The sequence below is a fragment of the Pedococcus soli genome (assembly GCF_054782575.1).
In genome coordinates, this window is record NZ_BAAGSF010000004.1 from 455,737 (window position 1) to 475,187 (window position 19,451).

Sequence of the window (19,451 nt, forward strand, 5' to 3'; positions counted from 1 at the left end):
GGGATCAGGGGGTGACGATCTGGGCGGCGAGCCGCTTGCCGTGGCTGCCGGGGGTGGCCGAGGCGACGGGGACGCCGTCCGCGGCGACGAGGAGCGGTTCGGCCACGGGGTGGCGCAGCGGGACGATGTCGCCGACCGCGAGCGAGAAGACCTCCGCAGAGGTGAGCGTCACCTCGCGGAAGGCCACGGTGACGTCGATCTCGACCTGCTGGAGGCGGGCCTCGACCACGCGGGCCGCAGCAAGGACGCGGCTGTCGGCGGCGGCCACGGCCGACAGCGCGTCGACGGACGCGAGGATCGGCTTGAGCGTGGCGAGGGTCATGCAGAGGGTGGCGGTCGCGGCCTGGTCGCCGATGCGCACCTCGACCTCGCTGGCCACCACGGGGTCCGCGGGCACGGCGACCTGGAGGAACTGGGTGTTGGACTCGAGCGTCTCGAGGCCGGCACGGACGGGCGCCAGGCTCTCGAACGCATACGTCAGCTCGGCGGCGACCCGCTGCACGAGGTCACGCACGAGGGTGGTCTCGATGTCGCTCAGGGCACGGATCGGCTGGACCCTGCCGCCGGCGCCGCCCAGCAGCCGGTCGATGACACTCATGACGACGCCCATCGGCAGCTGGAAGAGCGCGGTGCCGGGCTGCTCCTCGAAGGAGAGGACCGCCAGGAGGCTGGGGTTGGGCACGGTGCGGATGTACTCGTCGTAGGTCACCTGGCGCACGGAGAGCACGCGGGCGTGGACCACGGTCCGCAGGGTCGTCGAGAGCACCGTCGACAGCTGACGGGCGAAGGTCTCGTTCGCGACCTGCAGGGCCCGCACCCGCTCACGACTGAGCCGGCCCGGACTGCGGAAGTCGTAGGACAACGGCTCGGCACTCACGAAGCCCCAGATCGGCAGGTGGGGTGCCCACCTGAGGCTTTGTCCAGAACCCGGCCGAAAGGACGACCCCACGAGGGAGGCGGCTCTGGCCGGGTGACCACCGCCGCGGTGGGCGGCGGTGCGGTGGAGCTGTTCGGGTGGGGGCGCGTGGACGGGGGACCTCACGCGTCCCCACCCGGGTCAGGGGGTCATTGCATGACGAACTCGGTGAGGTACACCTTGAGGACCTCGCCCTCGTACCGGTGCTTCACCTCGGTGTCGAGCGCCTTGCGGGCGGCCTCGCGCCCCTTGGGTGCCAGGAGCTGGGCGTACGTGCGCTGGCCGAAGATCTGGATGGCCGCGTCGCGCGCCTTGGCGCCGTTGAACTCGTCGGCGCCGTGACCGGCACTCGCGTCCGCGGACAGCTGCAGGGACAGCCCGACCTTGAGGAAACGGCCATCGGCGAGGTTCAGGGTGAGTGGCTCGAGGTCGGCGACCTTGCCGGGGACGGGCGCCTTGGCGGCCTCGCTGTCGCCGGAGGGACGCAGGAAGAACCAGTACCCGGCGCCGCCGAGGACGAGGACGCCCACGACGATCATGATCAGGAGCTTCTTGCTCTTGCCCTTGGGCTCGGGGGCGGCGGCCACAGGGGCCGGCGCGGTGGCGGTGGCGGTGGCGCTCATGGTCAGTCTCCTGGGATGGACGGGATGGACGGGATGGACGAGGCGGACTTGGAGGTGGTCTGCACGGTGGACTCGGGCAGGGCGTGCACGACGATCGCGACCCGGCGGTTGCGGGCCCGGCCGGCGGCCGTGGCGTTGGAGGACAGCGGGCGCTGATCGGCGTACCCGGAGGCCGAGATCTTCGAGCCGGCGACCCCGCGGCTGAGGACGTACCGCAGCACCGTGGTCGCCCGCTCCGTCGACAGCTCCCAGTTGGAGGGGAACTGGCCCGTGATCGGCACGTTGTCGGTGTGCCCCTCGACGGTGAGCTCGTTGGGCAGGGTCTTGAGGATCGGGGCGACGGCGTCGAGCACCTTGCGCCCCTCGGGCCGCAGGGTCGCCTCGCCGGCGTCGAACAGCACGCGGTCGGTGACGACGTTGACGACGAGGCCGTGGTCGCGCACCTGGAACTGCACCGACCCGGACAGGCCCTTGGCCGCCAGCGACTTCGCGATGCGGTCCCGGATGGCGGTGAGGTCGTCCTTCTGGGACTTCCCGGTGCCGGTGCCGGCGCCCTTGCCCGCACCCTTGCCGGCGTCGGAGGCCTCGCCCGACGTGCTGGGCTTCACGAGGACCGGGACGATGCTCTCCGGGGGCGTCGGACCGATCGCCTTGCTGTCGGGCTGGCCCTGGACACCACCGTTGAGGATGCCCGTCGACGCGGACACCGCCGCCGGCTCACCGAAGTACTGCTCGAGCCCGTTCGACAGGGCGATGAGCTTGGCCTGGTCGACCTGGCTGATGGCGAACAGCACGATGAACAGCGCCATGAGCAGGGTGATCATGTCGGCGTAGCTGAGGAGCCACCGCTCGGCGTTCTCGTGCTCGGGCTCCTCGTGCTCCTCGGCCCGGCGGCGACCGCCACCGGCCCGGGCGCTCATGCGGCCTCGGCAGCGACGTCGCCACCGCCTCCGTCGGCCAGGGCTGCGCGGAGCCGCTTCTCGACGACCCGTGGGCTGGTGCCCGACTGGATCGCGAGGACGCCCTCGAGCAGCAGCTCCATGTGGGCGATCTCCGCCTCGCTGACGCGCTTGAGCTTGCTCGAGATCGGCAGCCACATGACGTTGGCGCTCATGACGCCCCAGAGGGTGGCGACGAAGGCGCTGGCGATGAGCTCGCCGAGCTTCTCCGGTGCGCCCAGGTTGCCCAGGACGTGGATCAGGCCGATGACGGTGCCGATGATGCCGATGGTCGGCGCGTAGCCGCCCATGTCGGCGAAGAACTTGATGCCGAGCTTGTCGCGCTTGCGACGGGTGGCGATCTGGGTGTGCAGGACGTCGTAGATCTCGTCACCGTCGGTGCCGTCCACCGTCATCTCGATCCCGTCCTTGAGGAAGGGGTCCTCGATGCTGCGGGCCCGCTCCTCCAGGGCCAGCAGGCCCTCGCGGCGGGCGGTGTCCGCCATGGAGACGAGCTCGGCGACGACCTCGTCGCTCTTGGGCTCCTTGGCGGTGAACGCCAGGGTGAGCTGCTTGAAGATCAGCCCCATGTCGGTGATGAACCCACCGGCCATGGCGGCACCGATGCTGCCCACGAAGACGAGGATGATCGGCGGGAGCAGGAGGATGGAGGTCGGCGAGGCGCCCTCCATGATGAGGGAGGCGACGACCGCCCCGAAGACGACGACGATGCCGAGAAGGGTTGCGATCTCCATCTCAGATGTCCGAGTCCCGGACGGCGTGCAGGCCTGCCCGCTGCGACGGTGAGTGCTGGACGAAGTCGGCGGCGGAGATGACCGCGGCCCGGAAGTCGCGCACCTCGGCCACGACCTGCTCGACCGACTCGGTCACCACGTAGCGCGTCCCACCCACGAGGGTGATGACGGTGTCGGGGGTGGCCTCGACCCGCTCGATGAGGTCAGGGTTGAGTGCGAAACATGTGCCGTTTCGGCGCGTGACAGCGATCATGGTGCGTCCGTCCTTGGGTCCAAACAAGCGCGACCATCCGTGGCGCGCACCCCTCTTATCGGCAGCCCCGCGCCATACCTGAGGGGCTTTGGGTGCCCACGTCCGGAAAGGGACGCAGGCGGCGGACCGGACCGGCGGGGTATGGCGCCGGGCCGGCCACTGGCCCAGCGGTGGGCACGACGACCCTCCCGACCCCGGGCACGACGACGGGCGGTGGGGCGCGGCTCTCCCGCACCCCACCGCCCGCGGTGGGTGGTCCAGCGCCAGGCTCAGCGCTTGAGGTTGACCAGGTCCTGGAGGATCTCGTCGGAGGCGGAGATGACGCGGGAGTTCGCCTGGAAGCCGCGCTGGGCGACCACGAGGTTGGTGAACTCCTGGGCCAGGTCGACGTTGCTCATCTCGAGGACGCCGCTGTTGAGCTGGCCGCGACCGCCGGTGCCGGCGACGCCGACCTGGGCCTGGCCGGAGTTGGCGCTGCCGCGGTACATCGAGTCCCCGGCCTTCTCGAGGCCACCGGGGTTGGCGAAGTTCGCGATCGCGACCTGGCCGAGCTTCTCGGTGAGGCCGTTGGAGAAGACGCCCACGAGGATGCCGCTGGTGTCCATCGTGAAGCTCTGCAGCTGGCCCATGGTCGAGCCGTCCTGGGTGCGGGCGGTGGCCGAGCTGGAGCCGGCGAACTGCGTCAGCGGCGTCGCGTCGCCACCGATGCTCATCGTGACGTCGCCGGGGAAGGTGTAGCCCGCGGTCGCCATGGCGGCGCGGCCGAGGGTCATGGTGTCGGTGTTGAACTTCTGGTTGGTCTGGTTCCACGTGAGGTTCGTCGTGCCGACGGTGACCGGGCTGCCGTTGGCGCCGGGGACGGTCGTCGTCGCGGTCCAGGCGTTGGTGCCGGTCTTGGTGTACGTCGTCGAGGCGGGGATGGTCCGGCCCTGGGCGTCGAAGATGTCGATGCTGTGGGTGACGCTGGCGCCGTTGGCCGCGTCGGACGGCAGGTTGCCACCGATGTCGATGGTGCCCGTGGCCGTCGGCGCGAGGACCTGGCCGAACGGCAGCTTGAGACCGCTCGTCGAGGCGTTGGTGTTGATGACGCCGTTGGCGGCGGGCCAGCCCTGGACGGTGGCACCCTCCGGCGTGGTCAGGTTGCCCAGCGAGTCGAACGAGAACGACCCGGCACGGGTGTACATCGCCTGGCCGTCCTTCTGGACGACGAAGAAGCCGTCGCCCTGGATGGCCATGTCGCCCTGGCGGCCGGTCACCTGGGTGCTGCCCTGGCTGAAGTTCGTGGCGATGCCGGCGACCCGCACACCGAGGCCGACCTGGGCCGCGTTCGTGCCGCCGCCACCCTGGGAGGCGCCACCGGCGTTGCGCACGGCCTGGCTCAGGGTGTCCTCGAAGACCGTCTGGCCGGACTTGTAGCCCGTGGTGTTGACGTTGGCGATGTTGTTGCCGATGACGTCCATCATCGTCTGGTGGCTGCGCAGACCGGAGACGGCGGAGAAGAGGGAGCGAAGCATGGGTCAGTCCTTTGCGGTGGTGGGGGCGGAAGACGTGGACGAGGTGGCGGTGCCGACCTCGGTGACGGTGCTGAGCGGCACCTCGGTGTGGTTGACGATGAGCTTCGGCCCGGCAGCGGTGAGCTTGACCGAGTCGACGGTGCCGGTGGCAGTGGCACTGCCCACGGAGTAGGTGACGTGCTGGCCCACGAGGGTCAGGGCGTTGAGGCTGTTCTGGCCGGCGATGACGGCGGCGTTCTGGGCCACGAGCTCGTGCAGGGTCTCGACCATCTGCATCTGCGCGGTCTGCGCCATGAAGGCGGCGCTGTCCACGGGCTTGCTCGGGTCCTGGTACTTCAGCTGGGCGACGAGCAGCTTGAGGAACGCGTCGCCGGTCATCTCGTTGCCGGTCGACGTCTTCGAGGTTCCCTGGGTCGCCGCGGCCGCGTTGGCCGCAGCCTGGGCGTTGAACGCCGCGGCCGTGGCCGCGGGGTTCGAACCGATCGGGGTCGTCATGGACGGGCTCACATTCTGACGTCGAGGGCGACGTCGTGGGACAGGGAGCGGGTGGTGGGGCTCGGGCTCGGCAGGGCGGTGTCGGCGGTGGTCGTGCGGTGGTGCGGTATGGCGCCGTGCCCGGTCCGCGGCGCGTGGCCACCGCTGGTGCCGGCACCCGCCCCGGCCTGGCCGAAGAGGTCGGAGGGTCCGGACTGGACGTCCATCTCCGCCGTCCGCAGGCCGGACTGCTCGAGCTGCGCCCGCAGCTCCGGCAGCCCCTGTCGCAGCGTCTCCCGGGTGGCGGCGTCGGCGGCGATGAGGTGCAGGGCCACCTCTCCCCCACTGAGCGAGAGCTGGACCCGGACCTTGCCGAGGTTCTCGGGCTCGAGGTGCACGGTGACGCGGTGCGTCCCGTCCGGACCGGTCAGCAGGGGCGACACCGCGCTGAGCACCTGCGCCTGCGGGGGCAGCGGCACCACGGGGTTGGCTGCCGGGGCCGTCGCCGCGGGGGCCGCGGCGGTGGTGCCGGTGGCGGGCGCGGCCGGCGCGGTCGCCGATGCCGCCGCTGCGGCATCGGCTGCGGCCGTGGAGGTGAGTCCCGAGGTGACCGTCGCCGCGGCAAGGGCCGGGGCGACGCCCGCCGTGACCGGCACGGTGGCAGCGTCGACGGGCGTGACCTGGCCGGTCGGCGCCGCCCCCGTCACCGAGGTGTCCGTGCCGGCGTCGGCGCGTGACGAGGCGACGCCACCGAGGGATGCCGGACGGCCGTGCACGAGGGTCGGGACGGGGCCCTCGGACTGGCCGGAACCCTGCTGACCGGCGCCGCCCTGCCCGGTCCCGGACTGGGTGCCACCGGACTGGGTGCCACCTGACTGGGCTCCACCGGGCTGGCCGCCCTCGGGTCGAGCCGCGACCTGGTCGGCGTCAGTCGTGTCCGCAGCCGGGGCCCCTGCCGCCACGTCACCGGCACCGGTGGGGACGGCGTCGGTGGCAGCGGTCGCCTCGGCCTGGGTCGCCGCGGCGACGGCGGACGTGCCGTCGGGGGCACCCGGCGTGGAGGCGCTCGGGGTGGACGTCGCGGACGAGGTCGCACCCGCCGCGACGACCGTCGCCTCGCCCCCGGTCGTCGGGGTACCGACGGCCGTCGTCGTGCCGGGCTCGGGGGCGTGGTCTGCGTCGGAGGACGGCTGCGACGCGCGGGCGACGAAGTCCCCTGCGCCCTTCGACGAGCTCGCGGAGGGGTCCTTGCCGTGGACGGGCCCGGCCGGGGACTCGTCCCGGGTCGGCCGCTCGAACCGCGCGGGGTGGCCAGGGTGGCCGGGACGGATCGGGTGGTGCGGGTGGTCGGTGCGGTCCGTGCGGTCCGACTGGATCGGACGGTCCGGGCGCTCGAACACCGAGTCAGGAGTGGGGCGCTGGCTGCGCTCGCTCACGGTGGAACGGCCACGGGGGTCCGCTGGGTCGACCCGGTCGCGGGCGTGGACACCGCGACCGGAGTCGAGCTGGGAGCGGATGGCCACCTCGAAGCCCGCACCGTCGTCGGCGTTGCGGCCGCCGACCGGTGCGGTGGCGGGGGTCGCCGGGGCGACGGGGAACATCTCGACGCGGGTCACGCGGCACCTCCCATGTAGCCGATCACGCGTTGCACGTACTGCTGGGTCTCCCGGTAGGGCGGCACACCGCCGTACCGCTGCACGGCACCGGGGCCGGCGTTGTAGGCGGCGACCGCCAGCGAGGTGGACCCGAAGGTGTCGAGGTGCCTGGCGAGCAGGCGCGCCGCACCGTCGATGGCCTGCGCCGGGTTGCGCGGGTCGACCCCGAGGCCCCGAGCGGTGGCGGGCATCAGCTGCATGAGGCCCACCGCACCGGCGGGGCTGACGGCGTTCGGGTTGAAGCCGCTCTCGGCCTTGGCGACCGACGTGAGCAGGGCGACCGGGACGTCATACCGCTGGGCGGCGCTGGCGAACAGGCTCTTGAGCTGGGCCGGCACACCGGCCGGGCCACCCGTGCCACCCACGGCGGCGGAGGACGGGTCGGCCGGCGCCGCGATGCGCCGGATGGCCGTGGGGGTGCGGTAGACGTCCTGGATCTTGACGTCCTGGCCGGCCCGCGGGGCCACCACCATCTTGCCGTCGCCGACGTAGATGCCGATGTGGTCGACGGGGCTGCCGAAGGCGACGAGGTCCCCGGGCCGCGCGTGGGCGAGGTCCGGCACGGCCGTCCCCATCCGCGCCTGGTCGGCGGCGACACGGGGCAGGGTCACGCCCACGTCGGCGTACGCCCGCTGCACCAGGCCGGAGCAGTCGAGGCCCTTCGCCGGGTCGGTGCCGCCCCACACGTAGGGGACGCCGAGGTACTTCTTCGCGGCGTCCACCGCCCGGGCACCGAGGTCGCCACCGGTGCTCGAGGCACCCGAGATCGACTGCGCCTGAAGGGCCTTGACCTGGTCGAGGGCGCTACCGAGCACGTCGTCGAAGGACGTCGCGGTCGACCCGGAGGTGGCGGTCGTGGCGGCGGCGGACGTCGCCGAGGTGCTCGTGGTCGCGGTCGGGGCCGCGACGGTGAACCGGCTCTGGATGGCAGCGATCCGCGCGAGCGCGCCCGCGGGGCCGACGGTGTCGATGCTCATGAGAGGCCTCGCTTCAGCGCGCCGGCGCTCTCCTCGGCAGCCCGCTGGTCGGCGGCCAGCAGCCCGCGGAGGGCGATGAAGTCCTCGCGCTCGACGAGGCGCTCGAGACCCGAGGTGCGGGTCATCGCCTCGGTGAGCAGCGCCCGCGCCCGGTCGCTCTCGCCGACGGCCAGCTCGTGCCGGCTCGTGGCGACGGCGACCTGCTCGGCGCGGCCACTGGCCAGGGCGCGGGCAGCGACGAACGCCGCGGCACCCAGCACCTGGGGGGCCTGCGTGACGTCGGTGTAGCGCTCGAGGGCAGCGTCCGCGTGGCCCTGGGCCACGGCGGCGTCGGCGAGGGCACGGGAGAGATCGGCCTGACGGCGCTCCTCCTGGATCTTGCGCACCTTCAGCACGACGGCGAGGCGGTCACGACGGGCGGTCACATCGCACCTGCCAGCTGGTGCAGGGCCGACCAGCTCTCACCGAGGTCGGCGACGTCGTCGAGGTCCTGGCGCAGGAACAGGTCGATGGGGGCGGAGAACTGCAGGGCACGGTCGACCAGCGGGTTGCTCCCTGCGACGTAGGCGCCGATCTCGACCAGGTCCTTGGCGTCGCGACGGGCTGCCAGCAGCTGGCGCAGGGACGACGCGGCCGCCCGCTGCGGCCCGTCGGTGAGGGCACGGGTGGTCCGCGAGACCGACTCGAGGACGTCGATGCAGGGGAAGTGGCCCGAGGTCGCCAGCCGGCGGTCGAGGACGATGTGGCCGTCCAGGATCGAGCGGACGGAGTCGGCGATGGGGTCGTTCATGTCGTCGCCCTCGACGAGCACCGTGTAGAGGCCGGTGATGCTGCCGGAGTGGGAGGTGCCGGCACGCTCGAGCAGGCGCGGCAGCAGGCCGAACACCGACGGCGGGTAGCCGCGCGTGGCCGGTGGCTCACCCGCGGCGAGGCCCACCTCGCGCTGCGCCATGGCCACGCGGGTGACGCTGTCCATGCAGAGCAGGACGTCCTGGCCCTGGTCGCGGAACCACTCGGCGATGCGGGTGGCGGTGAAGGCGGCGTGCAGGCGCACGAGGGCCGGCTCGTCGGAGGTCGCCACGACGACGACCGCCCGCGCGAGGCCCTCGGGGCCGAGGTCGTGCTCGACGAACTCGCGCACCTCGCGACCGCGCTCACCGACCAGGGCGAGCACGCAGACCGGGGCCTCGGTGCCGCGGACCATCATCGAGAGCAGGCTGGACTTGCCGACGCCGGACCCGGCGAAGATGCCCATGCGCTGGCCACGACCGCACGGCACGAGGGTGTCGATGGCACGGATGCCGAGGCCGAGCTGGGTGTCGATCCGGTCGCGGGTCATGGCCGGCGGGGGCGTGCCGTCCGAGGTCTCCCACGTCACGTCGGACAGGGCCGGCCCGCCGTCGATGGGCCGGCCGAGGGCGTCGACCACGCGGCCGATCAGTCCGGCCCCGACCGGGACCCGGAGGGGGCCACCGGTGGAGGCGACGACGGCGCCGCGGCGGACACCGCGCAGGTCGGAGACGGGCAGGCAGCGCGCGGCGTCGCCGTCGAGCGCGACGACCTCGGCGAGGATCGGGCCCTGGTCGCCCAGGACCTCGACCGCCTCACCCACGGCGACGTCGAGACCGGAGACCTCGATGCCCACACCGAGGGCACGGGTCACCCGCCCGGTCACGCGGGGCCGGGCGGCACGCAGCAGGTCGTCGAGGACGGGGCTCACGAGGACAGCACCTCCCGGACCCGGGCGAGCGCCGTGCCCAGCTGGGCGTCGATGGTGCGGTCGCCGATGTCGACGAGGCAGCCACCGCGCTCGACGGAGGCGTCCGGGACGACGTGCACGGCGCAGCCGGGCACGAGGTCCGCGAGGGAGTCGGGGGTCAGCTCGGTTTCGTCGGGGTGGACGTGCACCGTCACGTCGGAGCCCCGCGGGATGCCGACGAGGGCGCGCTCGACCGCGTCGCGGGCGGCGCAGTCGTCGACGCGCAGGTGGTGGCCCACCAGGGCCTCGGCGATCTCGACCGCCATCGGCACGGCGACCGCATACACGTCAGCCACGGTCGCGGACGCGGTCGCGTCGGCGACGGCGGCCCGCAGGGCGTCGAGCTCGGCGGCGAACCGGCGGTCGCGCTCGGCCCGGGCGGCCTGCTCGCGGGCCGCGGCCTGCTCGACCCAGAGCTCCTGCTCGCGGGCTGCCGCGAGCAGGCCCTCCTGGTACCCGGCGTCGCGCCCCTCCTCGAACTGCTGGGACGACACGGAGCCGGCTCCCACGACACCCGAGGCGTGGCTGAGCTGGCGGGTCGAGAACAGGGCGGGACGCACCCCGGCCGTGGCGGAGCTGCGCAGCAGCACCGTCGCGGGACGCAGGTCAGAGGACGAGGTCATCGCCGCCACCCCCGCGCGAGACGATGATGTCGCCGGACTCCTCGAGGGAGCGGATCAGGCGGATGATGACGGCCTGCGCCTCCTCGACCTGCTTGAGCCGGACCGGGCCCATGACCTCGATCTCCTCGACGAGGCCGGCGCCCGCACGCTCGGACATGTTGCGCGTGATCTTGTCCCGCACCTCGGTCGAGACACCCTTCAGGGCCAGGGCCAGCTGCTTGGTGTCGGCCTGGCGCAGCACGGCCTGGACCGCCCGGTCGTCGAGGTTGACGATGTCCTCGAACATGAACATCTGTGCCCGGACCTCTTCGGCGAGCTCGGGGTCGCGCTGCTCGAGGCCCTCGAGGATGAGCCGCTCGGTCGAGCGCTCGGAGCTGTTGATGATGCCGACGAGCGGGCCGAGGCCCCCGACCGACGTGTAGTCCGAGCTCTGCACGAGGTTGGCCAGGCGGTGCTCGAGGTGGCTCTCGACCTGCCGCACGATCTCGGGTGCGGTGCGGTCCATGACGGCCAGGCGGTGCGCGACGTCGGCCTGCATCTCCTCCGGGAGACCGCTGAGCAGGATGGCGGCCTGGTCGGTGGCCATGTGGGCGAGCACGAGCGAGATGGTCTGCGGGTGCTCGTCCTGCAGGTACGTCAGCAGCAGGCGCGCGTCGACGCGGCGCAGGAACGCGAACGGCGTCTGCGAGAGGGAGGTGTTCAGGCGGGACAGGACGTCCTTGGCGCGCTCGGGGCCGAGGGTCTTGACGAGCATCTCCTCGGCCAGCTCGATGCCACCCTGGACGTAGTACTCCTGGGCGCGGACCATCGAGGTGAACTCGCCGAGCACGACGTCCTGCGTGTGCAGGTCGGCGCCGTCGAGCCGGGCAATCTCGGCCGTGAGGGCCTCGACCTCGCTGGGGCGCAACGAACGCAGGACGTGCGCGGAGTCCTCGCTGCCGAGCTGCACCAGGAGCACGGCCGCCTTGCGGAGCCCGGTGAGCTCCGTCGTCATCACGGTCATCAGCTGCCGTCCGCGATCCAGCCGCGCAGGAGGCGGGCCACGTCGTCGGGGCGCTCGCGCGCCAGGGTGCCGATGGTCTCGCGGGACTGCGCACGCAGCTCGCCGGCGCTCTCGCGGTGCGGTGCTGCCGAGCGCGACTCCGCCTGCTCCAGCAGGGCGTCGACGGGCGCCGGTCCGGTCGGGACCCGGTACACCTCGATCTCCTGCGGGGCGGCCGGTCCGCCACGGCGACGCGAGCGCAGGAGGCCGATGACGAGGGCGAGCAGGATGAGGACGCCGAGCCCGACGGTCTTGCCCAGGCTGATCATGTCGGCGCGCTTCTTGTCGGCGGCCGCCGCGTCGAGCTCCTTCTTGGCCGTGGCCGCGGCCGTGGTGTCGAAGGCCATCTGGCTGACCTGGACGACGTCGCCACGCTTGGGGTCGAGGCCGGCCGCGGCCGAGACCAGCGAGCTCAGCTGCGTCTGGTCGACCGAGCCCGCCGACTTGGCGTCGAGCAGGACCGCGACGCTCAGCCGCTGGATCTTGCCGGGCGCCGTGGTCGTCTGCTCCTTGAGGGTGCCGACGGCGTTCGTCTGGGTCGAGTCCTCCTTGACGTAGTTGTTCTTGCCGGAGCCCGTGGTCCCGGTGCCGACGTTGTCGGGGCCGAGGACCCCACCGACCGGGGCGCCACCGGCGCCGTTGTAGGTCTCCTTGCTCTTGGTCTGCGTGAGCGTGGTGTTCGGCTTGGTCGGGACGTACTCCTGGCGGTCGATCGTCTGCTGGTCGAAGTTGAGCTGGGCGTCGACCCGGACGACGGCCTTGCCGGGGCCGACGACCTTGTCGAGCATCGACTGCACCGCGGCGGCGGTGGCGTCGGACACGGCGATCTGCTGGGACTGGCGGGCGTCGGCGCCGGCCGACCCGCCACCGTTCTCACCGGCGGCGTTGAGCACCTTGCCGCTGGCGTCGGCGACGGTCACCTGGGCGGGGTCGAGCTTGGCCACGGATCCTGCGACCAGGTGGACGATCGAGTCGACCATCGTCGACGAGAGGTTGGTGCCGGGCGCGGTCTTGACCAGCACCGAACCGGTGGGCTTGGCGGCGTCGGTGGTGAACACGTCGTCCTGCGGGACGGCGAGGTGCACGACCGCGGCCTGCACACCCTCGATCGACTCGATGGTCTTGGAGAGCTCGCCCTCGAGGGCGCGCTGGTAGGTGACCTTCTGCTGGAAGTCGCTGCTGGTCATGCTCTGCTTGTCCAGCAGCGAGTAGCCCTGCGAGTTCGAGTCGCCGGCCGGCAGCCCCTCGCCCGACAGGGTGATGCGGGTCTGGTAGACGTCGGCCTGCGGGACCATGACGGTCTGGCCGCCGTCGGCGAGCTGGTACGGCTCGCCCGAGTCCGTGAGCTTGGCGGTGATCGCGGCGGCGTCGGCCGAGCTGAGGCCGGTGAACACCGGTGCGTAGCTGGGCTTGGACACCCACGAGACGAACATGACGCCACCGACGACGACGGCGAGCGCCGCCACGGCCGTGACGACGCGCTGCCCCGGCGTGAAGCCGCCGAACAACCTGTTGAAGCGGCCCAGGAGGGCCTTCGGGTCGAAGCCGTTCACATCGGCATCCTCATGATCTCGGTGAACGCCTCGACGGCCTTGTTGCGCACGGCGACGGTCAGCTGGGTGGCGACGGCGGCCTCATTGGCGGCGATCGTGTACTGGTGCACGTCCTGGAGCTGACCGGTGACCGCCTGGACGGCCATCTTGTCGCTCGTCTGGTGCAGGGACTGGAGCTTCTCGAGGCCCTGTTCGAGGGCGTTGCTGAAGCCGGCCGGGTTCGCCGCCGCGGTGGGGGCGGTGGCGGTGACCGGCGGCAGGGCGCCGATCGAGGAGATGGGAGGGATGACCATGGTCAGCGGCCCAGCCCGATGGCCTGCTGGTAGGCGGCCTGCGCACGCTCGACCACGGCGAGGTTCGCCTGGTAGCCGCGCTGGGCCATGATCAGCTGGGTCATCTGGTCGGACATGTCGATGTCGGGGAGCTTGACGTAGCCGTCGGCGTCGGCGAGCGGGTGGCCGGGCTGGTAGACCATGCGGCCCTCGGCGCTGCCGAACTCGACACCGGCGACCTGGACGCCCTCGGGCTTGCCGTACCCGTCGGCCTGGGCCACGACGTAACGCGCCTGGAAGGCGTTGCCGCTGGTCGGGCGGACGGTGTTGATGTTGGCGATGTTGTCCGACACCGCGTCCATCCACTTGCGGTGCAGGACGAGGCCGGACCCGGCGATGTTCATCGCACCGAACAGGCCCATCAGGCGCTCCCCATCGCGATGCGCATGCGCTGGAAGTGGTCGGTCATGGCCTGGACGCCCAGCTGGTAGGTCAGCCCGGTCTCGGCACCGGCGAGGGTCTCCTCGTCGAGGTTGACGTTGTTGCCGTTCTCACGGGTGGGCTCGAGCGAACGCGCAGACGTCGGAGCGGCAGATGCGGGGTCGGAGCCGTTGCTGAGTGCGGAGATCAGGCTGCTCTCGAAGTCGACCTTGCCGGCCAGGAAGCGGGGGGTGTCGACGTTCGCGATGTTGTCGGCGATGGTGCGCTGACGCAGGGACAGGCCGTTCAGCGCCTGCCCGAGGGCGCGCATCGTGGTGTCGCCAATCGGGTCGATCATGGCTCTCCTGGAGGGCGTTCGCCGCGCGTGGGGGCGGGTGACAAGGACACGTCGTGGTGTTGCCACACGTCCTTGGCGGCGATGGCCATCCATGGCCAGTCCCCACATCGGCACCGCCCCCGTCGACCTGAGCGCGAAACGCCGTCAGGGACGAAGATCAACCGTTCGGCCCATCTCGGGCACGACGGCCGGAGGAGAAGGGGGCAAACAGCCGCAATGCCGCGGCGTTCCCGCTAGTGCGTCCTCGGCAGGTCCGCGTCCAGCGAGCCGGCGGCGCACCGGTCGGCACCCGGCCGCAGCGGTATGGCGCCGGGCCCGGTCAGGGGCGCGCGGGCACCATACGGGTCAGCGCAGGAAGTCCATCAGGGAGGGCTGCACGACCTTGGCCGCCGCACCGAGGGCCGCCTGGTAGGCGGTCTGCTGGAGGGTGAGGTCGGTGATCGTCTTGGCCAGGTCGATGCCCTCGACGCTGGCGAGCTTCGCGGCGACCGCGTCGGAGCGGACCTCGCCGTTGGCCTGGACGGTGAGCAGGCGGTTGGTCCGGGCACCCACGGTGGTCTGCGTCGAGCGCAGCGCCTCCGAGGCGGTGTCGAGGTCGTCGAGCGCGGCGTCCATCGCGGTGGGGTCGCCGCTGCGCAGGGCGTTGCTGATGCGCTCGAGGACACCGGCGCCACCGGCCGCCGAGGGGTCGTGGAGCAAGGTCGTGAAGGCCTGGTCGCCGGTGACGCTGACGGCCAGGGTGCCCGACCCGGAGTCGGGGGACACGGTGCGCTTCACCGTGGCGGTGTTGCCCGTGTAGGCCCCGGTCCCGGGGTCGAAGGCGGTGGCGGTGTCCTGGGTGCCGGCGAAGACGGGACGCCCGAGGTACTGCGTGTTGGCCATCCCGAGTACGGCCTCCCGCAGCTGGTCGACCTCTGTTGCCATGGCGCGCCTCTCGTCGGGGCCGTTCGTGCTGTTGCTGCCCGCGAGCACGAGCGAGCGGATCCGGGTGAGGACCGTGTTGGTCTGGCTGAGCGCCTGGTCGGAGGTGTTGAGCCAGGCCATGCCGTCGTCGATGTTGCGGGCCAGCTGGTCGGACTGCTTGCGCTCCGCCCGCAGCTGCATGGCCGCCACGGTGTCGACCGGCGAGTCCGACGGGCGGCTCAGCCGACGACCCGAGGAGAGCTGCTCCTGGGTCTGCTGCAACCGGCTCAGGCTGCTCTGCAGCCCGGCCATCACGCCACTGTTCAAGGTGGCAGGCGTGACGCGGGTCATGTCGGGTCTCCGGTGCTCTCGTGGCTCGTGGTCGGGTGGGTGGTCGGGTGGGCCGTGCTGTCAATAGACCTATCGGTCAGCGAGCCATGTTCATGAGGGAATCCATGGCCTGGTCGATCACGCTGACGAAGCGGGCAGCCGCCTCGTAGGCGTGCTGGTACGACATGAGGTTGGTCATCTCCTCGTCGAGGCTGACGCTGGAGACGCCCAGGCGCGCCGCGTCGACCTGGCGCAGCATGACGCCCTGGACGTCGGCCTGCCGGGACGCGCTCGCCGACTGCACGCCGAGCTCGACGATGAGGCCGCGGTAGGTGGCATCCGGACCGGTGGGGTCGTTGAGGTGGCCGGCCATGGCGGACGCGTTGTCGCCGTCGTAGGCCGGTGGGGCCGCCTTCGAGGCCGCGATGCCGTTGGTCGCCGTCATGGAGACGGTGAGCGTGGCCGCGGTGGTGCCGCTGAAGATCGGCGCCCCGGGGGCCCCGTTGCGGTCGTACCCCGCCGCCTGCTGGGCGTTGACGGTGGTCGCCAGCTTGGCGGCGATCGAGTCGAGCGCCGAGACGTAGCCGGGGATGGTCGTGGTGAGCGCCGTCGTCAGGGCCTGGACGTCGCCGCCGGTGACCGTCGCCGGTGTGCCGCTGGCGGCCCACGAGACCTGGACCTGACCGGACTGGCCCGGCAGGGTGGGACCGTCGACCCGCAGCTCGGTCGCGCGTGAGCCGCTGACGAGCTGGCTCCCTCCCACGGTCACGCTGACGGTGCCGTCGTCGTTGAGCCGACCGACCGCGCCGATGCTCTCCCCCAGCTGGAGGACGAGCTGGTCGCGCTGGTCGGAGAGCTCGCTCGTGGAGGCGCCGGACACCTTCGCGCTGCGGATGGCGTCGTTGAGGCGGGCCACGTCGCTCGCCGTGCGGTTGACCTCGGAGATGGTGACGGTCAGGGCCTCGCGCGTGTCGGACCACTGCTGGCCCAGCTGCTGGCTGGTCCGCCCGAGGGTCGCCGCGAGCTGCTTGGCCTCCTCGAGCACCTGGGTGCGCGGGGCCGTGCTCGTCGGGTCGTTGGCCAGGTCGTGCCACGAGCTCCAGAAGCTGGCCATCTGGGCCTGCAGGCCGGTGTCGCTCGGCTCGCCGAAGATCCCCTCGACGGACTTCAGGGTCGCCGCGCTGGAGGTGAGCGACGACGCACTGCCGCGCACCTGCTGCGCCCGGGCCTCGAGGAACTCGTCACGGATGCGCTCCGTGCCCCGGACCATCACGCCGTCGCCGAAGGCGGTGGAGCGCGAGTACATCGCGGGAACGGGCGAACCTCCCGCCGCGACCTGGTCCAGTCGCTGGCGGGAGTAGCCGGCCGTGTTGACGTTGCTGATGTTCTGGCCGGAGACCTCGAGGCCGCGCTGGGCCGCTTGGAGCGCCCGGGCGCCGATGCCGAGACTGCTGAAGCCGGACATCAGGCCCTCGCGTCCACGTAGGCCGGCTGCCACTGGCGCCGGACCGGACGGTCGGCCCGCTCGGGGCGGTCGGCCCGCTCGGTGGCCGCGAGCTCCAGCTCACGACGGGTGGCGCCCATCGCGTCCACGACCCGGTCGGTCAGGGCGGACATGCGGTCCTGCAGGGTGCGGGCACGGTCGACGAGCTCGGCGGGCAGGCCGGCGGCCACGACGGGCACCGGGAGGGCCCGGAACTCCTCGAGGCGACCTTCCTCCACGAGGCGCTCGCCCTCGTCCACCGCAGCCTCGAGCTGGGCCAGGGCGACGACCCAGCGCACGGCCCAGGAGTCGGCGCTCATGCCGGGTCCGGGGCGAGTGCGGCCTCGGCGAACGCGTCGCGCAGCGGCTCGACGACCTCGAGGCACTCGGTGACGAAGGTCGCGTCCTTGGTGACGTTGGCACGCACCAGCCGGTCGGTCAGGTAGTCGTAGAGCGCCTTGAGCTGCGTGCCCTCGGGCCACAGGTCCAGGTCGAGGGAGCCGGACAGCTCGGCGACGATGTCCTGCGCGTGCAGCAGGTTCCGGTGGGCCACCTCGATGTCGCCGGCGGCGACGGCCGTGAAGGCGGTGTTGAGGTCCTTGAGCAGCCGGTCGTAGAGCATGACGACGAGGCGGTTCGGAGAGGCGGTGGTGACTGCGTCGCCGTGGTAGCGGCGCCGCAGCATCGCGGAGGTGGTCACGGTAGGGCTCCTAGTTCTTTCCACTGTTCGGGGTGGGCAGCGATGCCAGCTGCCCGGTGAGCCACTCGCTCTGCGCCTTGAGGCTGCCGAGCATGGTCTCGAGCGCGGCGTACTGGCGCTGCAACGTCTGCTGCCGCAGGGTCATGCGGCTCTCGAAGCTGGCGATCTGGTCCGTGTAGTCCTTGACCTTGTCCTGCTCGAGGTTGATCTGGCCGGTGACGTACCCGCTGATCGGGTCCGCCGCGGCCTTGGCCGTGTCGGACAGCCGGGTGGCCAGGGCGGTCATCGTCTTCTCCACCGCGGCGGGGTCCTTGGTGTATGCCGCGAGGAAGGCGTCCTTGTCGAAGGCGATCTTGCCGTCGCGCCCCACCTCGACGCCCGCCATGGACGGCAGGTCCGAGGACGTGCCGATCGCGGAGTTCGCGATCCGCTGCGACAGGTCCCGCACGAGCGAGCTGCCGAGGAGGGGGCCGCCGGTCTTGGTGTCCGCGTCGTAGGACGACTTGTCGGCGATGTACCCCAGGGCGGAGTTGGCCGCGGAGACCAGCGCGTCCATCTTGTTGGCGATGCCCGCGGTGTCCGAGGTCACCGTGAGCGTCACCGACGTGGTGGGGTCGGCCTTCGCCGCCGTGATCGTCACGCCGGGCAGCAGGCCCGACACCGTCGTGGTCGACGAGGTCACGTCGAACGCGCCCGGACCGGTACCCACGCGCAGCAGGGTGTCGGAGCCGGCCGTCAGCTCCACCGAGCCGCCGAGGCCGGAGAGCCCCGGGGGGAAGGCTCCCTCCCCCAGCGAGACGTCGGAGCTGGAACCCGTCGTGAGCGAGGTCAGCTGCAGCCGGTAGGCGTTGGCGGAGACCTGGACGGCGGTGGCGCGGACGCCCGCGCCGGCGCCGTTGATCGAGGAGACCACCTGGGTGAGGGACGCCCCGTTGCCGACCTCCACGACGGTGGCGCTGGCGGTGCCGGCACGGAGCCCACCCGAGAGGGTGAAGACCATGCTGTCGCCGTTCGCGCCGCCCAGGGTGACCTGGCTGCCACGGGTGAGGCTGGCGACCGTGGTCGCCACCCCGTCGAGGGAGACGACGGCGTCGGTGCCCGTCGCCACCGTGCTCGTGTCGGCGAGGCCGAGGGCCGCGTTGGCCGAGGCGAGCCGCAGGGAGGCGGCTGAACCCTCGTGCCCGGTGGCCAGGCGCAGGGCACCGTCGGGGCCAGCACTGGCGGTCAGGGTTCCGCCAGAGGCACGGCCGATCTCGGCCGCGAGCTGGTCACGCGTGTAGGTGCCCTGCGCCAGGGTGATGGACGTGGGGGTTCCGTCCACCTCGACCGAGAGGGTGCTGGACCCGGCGTCGATCGTGACGGTGTCCGCGAGCGGCGAGCCCGTGAGGGCGGCGCCGGCGGAGGACTGGGTGACGGCCAGGGTGTGAGCGCCCTTGGCGAGCTGCGCCCCGGAGGCGATCGACGCCATACCGAGTGCCGCGGTGCCCTTGCCGAGCAGCACCGGGCCGTTGGTCACGGCGCTGGACAGCGAACCGACCGAACCCGAGGAGATCGAGGCACCGGCGGTGGCGACGCTGCGGACCGTGAAGGTGGTGGTCCCGGTCTGGGCGTTCGGCCCGACCGCCGCGGTGGCCAGGGCAGGGGACGAGGAGGCCGCGGTGGCCAGGGTCCAGGCCGACGCCTTGGTGATGGAGTCGGGGATCATCGCCTTGGCTGCGGTCTGCAGGCCGGTGAGGGTGGCGTTGAGCGCCTGGAGGACCGTCGCCATGGTCTGGCTCTCGGTCTTGCCCTTGGTCAGGTAGCTGCCCGAGGCGCGCTCCACGCTCATCAGCTGGCTGATGATCTGGGTGGTGTTCAGTCCGGAGACGAGTCCGTCGATCGAGGCCACGGTGTCGCCTCCTTC

22 protein-coding genes are annotated in these 19,451 nt (G+C 72.2%); all 22 read right to left on the reverse strand.

Going from position 1 to position 19,451, the window contains the following annotated elements; all coding sequences use genetic code 11:
- Positions 1-4: 4 nt before the first annotated feature.
- On the reverse strand, positions 5-877 hold the full coding sequence (locus ACYVKF_RS08175; RefSeq protein WP_056915837.1) for a flagellar motor switch protein FliM: 873 nt from the start codon (positions 875-877) through the stop codon (positions 5-7).
- A gap of 188 nt (positions 878-1,065) precedes the next feature.
- Positions 1,066-1,539, reverse strand: coding sequence for a flagellar basal body-associated FliL family protein (locus ACYVKF_RS08180; protein WP_460966095.1), 474 nt, complete (start codon positions 1,537-1,539; stop codon positions 1,066-1,068).
- 2 nt (positions 1,540-1,541) lie between these two features.
- Positions 1,542-2,459 (reverse strand): OmpA family protein, encoded by a 918-nt coding sequence (locus ACYVKF_RS08185; RefSeq protein WP_460966096.1) that lies wholly within the window; start codon positions 2,457-2,459, stop codon positions 1,542-1,544.
- Positions 2,456-3,232 carry a motility protein A gene (locus ACYVKF_RS08190; protein WP_056915840.1) on the reverse strand — a complete coding sequence of 259 codons (777 nt, stop codon included), beginning with the start codon at positions 3,230-3,232 and terminating at the stop codon, positions 2,456-2,458. Before ACYVKF_RS08190 ends, ACYVKF_RS08185 begins: the two co-directional genes overlap by 4 nt.
- A gap of 1 nt (position 3,233) precedes the next feature.
- On the reverse strand, positions 3,234-3,485 hold the full coding sequence (locus tag ACYVKF_RS08195) for a flagellar FlbD family protein (RefSeq protein ID WP_056915841.1): 252 nt from the start codon (positions 3,483-3,485) through the stop codon (positions 3,234-3,236).
- Between the two features lie 269 nt (positions 3,486-3,754).
- Entirely contained in the window at positions 3,755-4,999 is a 1,245-nt protein-coding gene (locus tag ACYVKF_RS08200; protein WP_460966097.1) for a flagellar hook protein FlgE, read from the reverse strand.
- Positions 5,000-5,002: 3 nt separating this feature from the next.
- Complete coding sequence (locus ACYVKF_RS08205) at positions 5,003-5,494, reverse strand: flagellar hook assembly protein FlgD (protein ID WP_460966098.1); 492 nt, start codon at positions 5,492-5,494, stop codon at positions 5,003-5,005.
- An 8-nt stretch (positions 5,495-5,502) separates the two neighbouring features.
- Positions 5,503-7,089, reverse strand: coding sequence for a flagellar hook-length control protein FliK (locus tag ACYVKF_RS08210; protein WP_460966099.1), 1,587 nt, complete (start codon positions 7,087-7,089; stop codon positions 5,503-5,505).
- Positions 7,086-8,105 carry a transglycosylase SLT domain-containing protein gene (locus ACYVKF_RS08215; RefSeq protein WP_460966100.1) on the reverse strand — a complete coding sequence of 340 codons (1,020 nt, stop codon included), beginning with the start codon at positions 8,103-8,105 and terminating at the stop codon, positions 7,086-7,088. The genes ACYVKF_RS08210 and ACYVKF_RS08215 overlap by 4 nt, the downstream gene beginning before the upstream one ends.
- Positions 8,102-8,530, reverse strand: a complete 429-nt coding sequence (locus ACYVKF_RS08220; RefSeq protein ID WP_056915846.1) for a hypothetical protein — start codon at positions 8,528-8,530, stop codon at positions 8,102-8,104. Before ACYVKF_RS08220 ends, ACYVKF_RS08215 begins: the two co-directional genes overlap by 4 nt.
- Positions 8,527-9,825, reverse strand: a complete 1,299-nt coding sequence (locus tag ACYVKF_RS08225) for a FliI/YscN family ATPase (protein ID WP_056915847.1) — start codon at positions 9,823-9,825, stop codon at positions 8,527-8,529. Before ACYVKF_RS08225 ends, ACYVKF_RS08220 begins: the two co-directional genes overlap by 4 nt.
- Entirely contained in the window at positions 9,822-10,487 is a 666-nt protein-coding gene (locus ACYVKF_RS08230; RefSeq protein WP_460966101.1) for a FliH/SctL family protein, read from the reverse strand. Before ACYVKF_RS08230 ends, ACYVKF_RS08225 begins: the two co-directional genes overlap by 4 nt.
- Positions 10,471-11,490: a flagellar motor switch protein FliG gene (gene fliG, locus ACYVKF_RS08235; RefSeq protein ID WP_056915849.1), complete on the reverse strand. Its 1,020-nt coding sequence runs from the start codon at positions 11,488-11,490 to the stop codon at positions 10,471-10,473. Before fliG ends, ACYVKF_RS08230 begins: the two co-directional genes overlap by 17 nt.
- The gene (fliF, locus tag ACYVKF_RS08240) at positions 11,490-13,082 is read right to left on the reverse strand and encodes a flagellar basal-body MS-ring/collar protein FliF (protein ID WP_056920242.1); all 1,593 of its coding nucleotides are present in this window, start codon (positions 13,080-13,082) and stop codon (positions 11,490-11,492) included. Before fliF ends, fliG begins: the two co-directional genes overlap by 1 nt.
- The gene (gene fliE / locus ACYVKF_RS08245; protein ID WP_056915851.1) at positions 13,079-13,375 is read right to left on the reverse strand and encodes a flagellar hook-basal body complex protein FliE; all 297 of its coding nucleotides are present in this window, start codon (positions 13,373-13,375) and stop codon (positions 13,079-13,081) included. The genes fliF and fliE overlap by 4 nt, the downstream gene beginning before the upstream one ends.
- Before the next feature lie 2 nt (positions 13,376-13,377).
- Positions 13,378-13,776 (reverse strand): flagellar basal body rod protein FlgC, encoded by a 399-nt coding sequence (flgC, locus tag ACYVKF_RS08250; protein ID WP_056915852.1) that lies wholly within the window; start codon positions 13,774-13,776, stop codon positions 13,378-13,380.
- Positions 13,776-14,132, reverse strand: a complete 357-nt coding sequence (locus ACYVKF_RS08255) for a flagellar basal body rod protein FlgB (protein ID WP_056915853.1) — start codon at positions 14,130-14,132, stop codon at positions 13,776-13,778. The genes flgC and ACYVKF_RS08255 overlap by 1 nt, the downstream gene beginning before the upstream one ends.
- A 345-nt stretch (positions 14,133-14,477) precedes the next feature.
- The gene (gene flgL, locus ACYVKF_RS08260; protein ID WP_460966102.1) at positions 14,478-15,386 is read right to left on the reverse strand and encodes a flagellar hook-associated protein FlgL; all 909 of its coding nucleotides are present in this window, start codon (positions 15,384-15,386) and stop codon (positions 14,478-14,480) included.
- 76 nt (positions 15,387-15,462) lie between these two features.
- Positions 15,463-16,830 carry a flagellar hook-associated protein FlgK gene (flgK, locus tag ACYVKF_RS08265; protein WP_460966103.1) on the reverse strand — a complete coding sequence of 456 codons (1,368 nt, stop codon included), beginning with the start codon at positions 16,828-16,830 and terminating at the stop codon, positions 15,463-15,465.
- A complete protein-coding gene (locus ACYVKF_RS08270) occupies positions 16,830-17,168 on the reverse strand; it encodes a hypothetical protein (RefSeq protein WP_460966104.1) in 339 nt (112 codons plus the stop codon). The genes flgK and ACYVKF_RS08270 overlap by 1 nt, the downstream gene beginning before the upstream one ends.
- Positions 17,165-17,548 carry a flagellar export chaperone FliS gene (fliS, locus tag ACYVKF_RS08275; RefSeq protein ID WP_200947867.1) on the reverse strand — a complete coding sequence of 128 codons (384 nt, stop codon included), beginning with the start codon at positions 17,546-17,548 and terminating at the stop codon, positions 17,165-17,167. Before fliS ends, ACYVKF_RS08270 begins: the two co-directional genes overlap by 4 nt.
- Positions 17,549-17,558: 10 nt before the next feature.
- A complete protein-coding gene (gene fliD, locus ACYVKF_RS08280) occupies positions 17,559-19,436 on the reverse strand; it encodes a flagellar filament capping protein FliD (protein ID WP_460966105.1) in 1,878 nt (625 codons plus the stop codon).
- Positions 19,437-19,451 lie beyond the last annotated feature (15 nt).

Coding starts and splice junctions, on each gene's coding strand:
- ACYVKF_RS08180 (WP_460966095.1), bottom strand. CDS start 1,539: ATGAGCGCCACCGCCACCGCCACCGCGCCGGCCCCTGTGGCCGCCGCC.
- ACYVKF_RS08185 (WP_460966096.1), bottom strand. CDS start 2,459: ATGAGCGCCCGGGCCGGTGGCGGTCGCCGCCGGGCCGAGGAGCACGAG.
- ACYVKF_RS08190 (WP_056915840.1), bottom strand. CDS start 3,232: ATGGAGATCGCAACCCTTCTCGGCATCGTCGTCGTCTTCGGGGCGGTC.
- ACYVKF_RS08195 (WP_056915841.1), bottom strand. CDS start 3,485: ATGATCGCTGTCACGCGCCGAAACGGCACATGTTTCGCACTCAACCCT.
- ACYVKF_RS08200 (WP_460966097.1), bottom strand. CDS start 4,999: ATGCTTCGCTCCCTCTTCTCCGCCGTCTCCGGTCTGCGCAGCCACCAG.
- ACYVKF_RS08205 (WP_460966098.1), bottom strand. CDS start 5,494: ATGACGACCCCGATCGGTTCGAACCCCGCGGCCACGGCCGCGGCGTTC.
- ACYVKF_RS08215 (WP_460966100.1), bottom strand. CDS start 8,105: ATGAGCATCGACACCGTCGGCCCCGCGGGCGCGCTCGCGCGGATCGCT.
- ACYVKF_RS08230 (WP_460966101.1), bottom strand. CDS start 10,487: ATGACCTCGTCCTCTGACCTGCGTCCCGCGACGGTGCTGCTGCGCAGC.
- fliG (WP_056915849.1), bottom strand. CDS start 11,490: ATGACCGTGATGACGACGGAGCTCACCGGGCTCCGCAAGGCGGCCGTG.
- fliE (WP_056915851.1), bottom strand. CDS start 13,375: ATGGTCATCCCTCCCATCTCCTCGATCGGCGCCCTGCCGCCGGTCACC.
- flgC (WP_056915852.1), bottom strand. CDS start 13,776: ATGGGCCTGTTCGGTGCGATGAACATCGCCGGGTCCGGCCTCGTCCTG.
- ACYVKF_RS08255 (WP_056915853.1), bottom strand. CDS start 14,132: ATGATCGACCCGATTGGCGACACCACGATGCGCGCCCTCGGGCAGGCG.
- flgL (WP_460966102.1), bottom strand. CDS start 15,386: ATGACCCGCGTCACGCCTGCCACCTTGAACAGTGGCGTGATGGCCGGG.
- flgK (WP_460966103.1), bottom strand. CDS start 16,830: ATGTCCGGCTTCAGCAGTCTCGGCATCGGCGCCCGGGCGCTCCAAGCG.
- ACYVKF_RS08270 (WP_460966104.1), bottom strand. CDS start 17,168: ATGAGCGCCGACTCCTGGGCCGTGCGCTGGGTCGTCGCCCTGGCCCAG.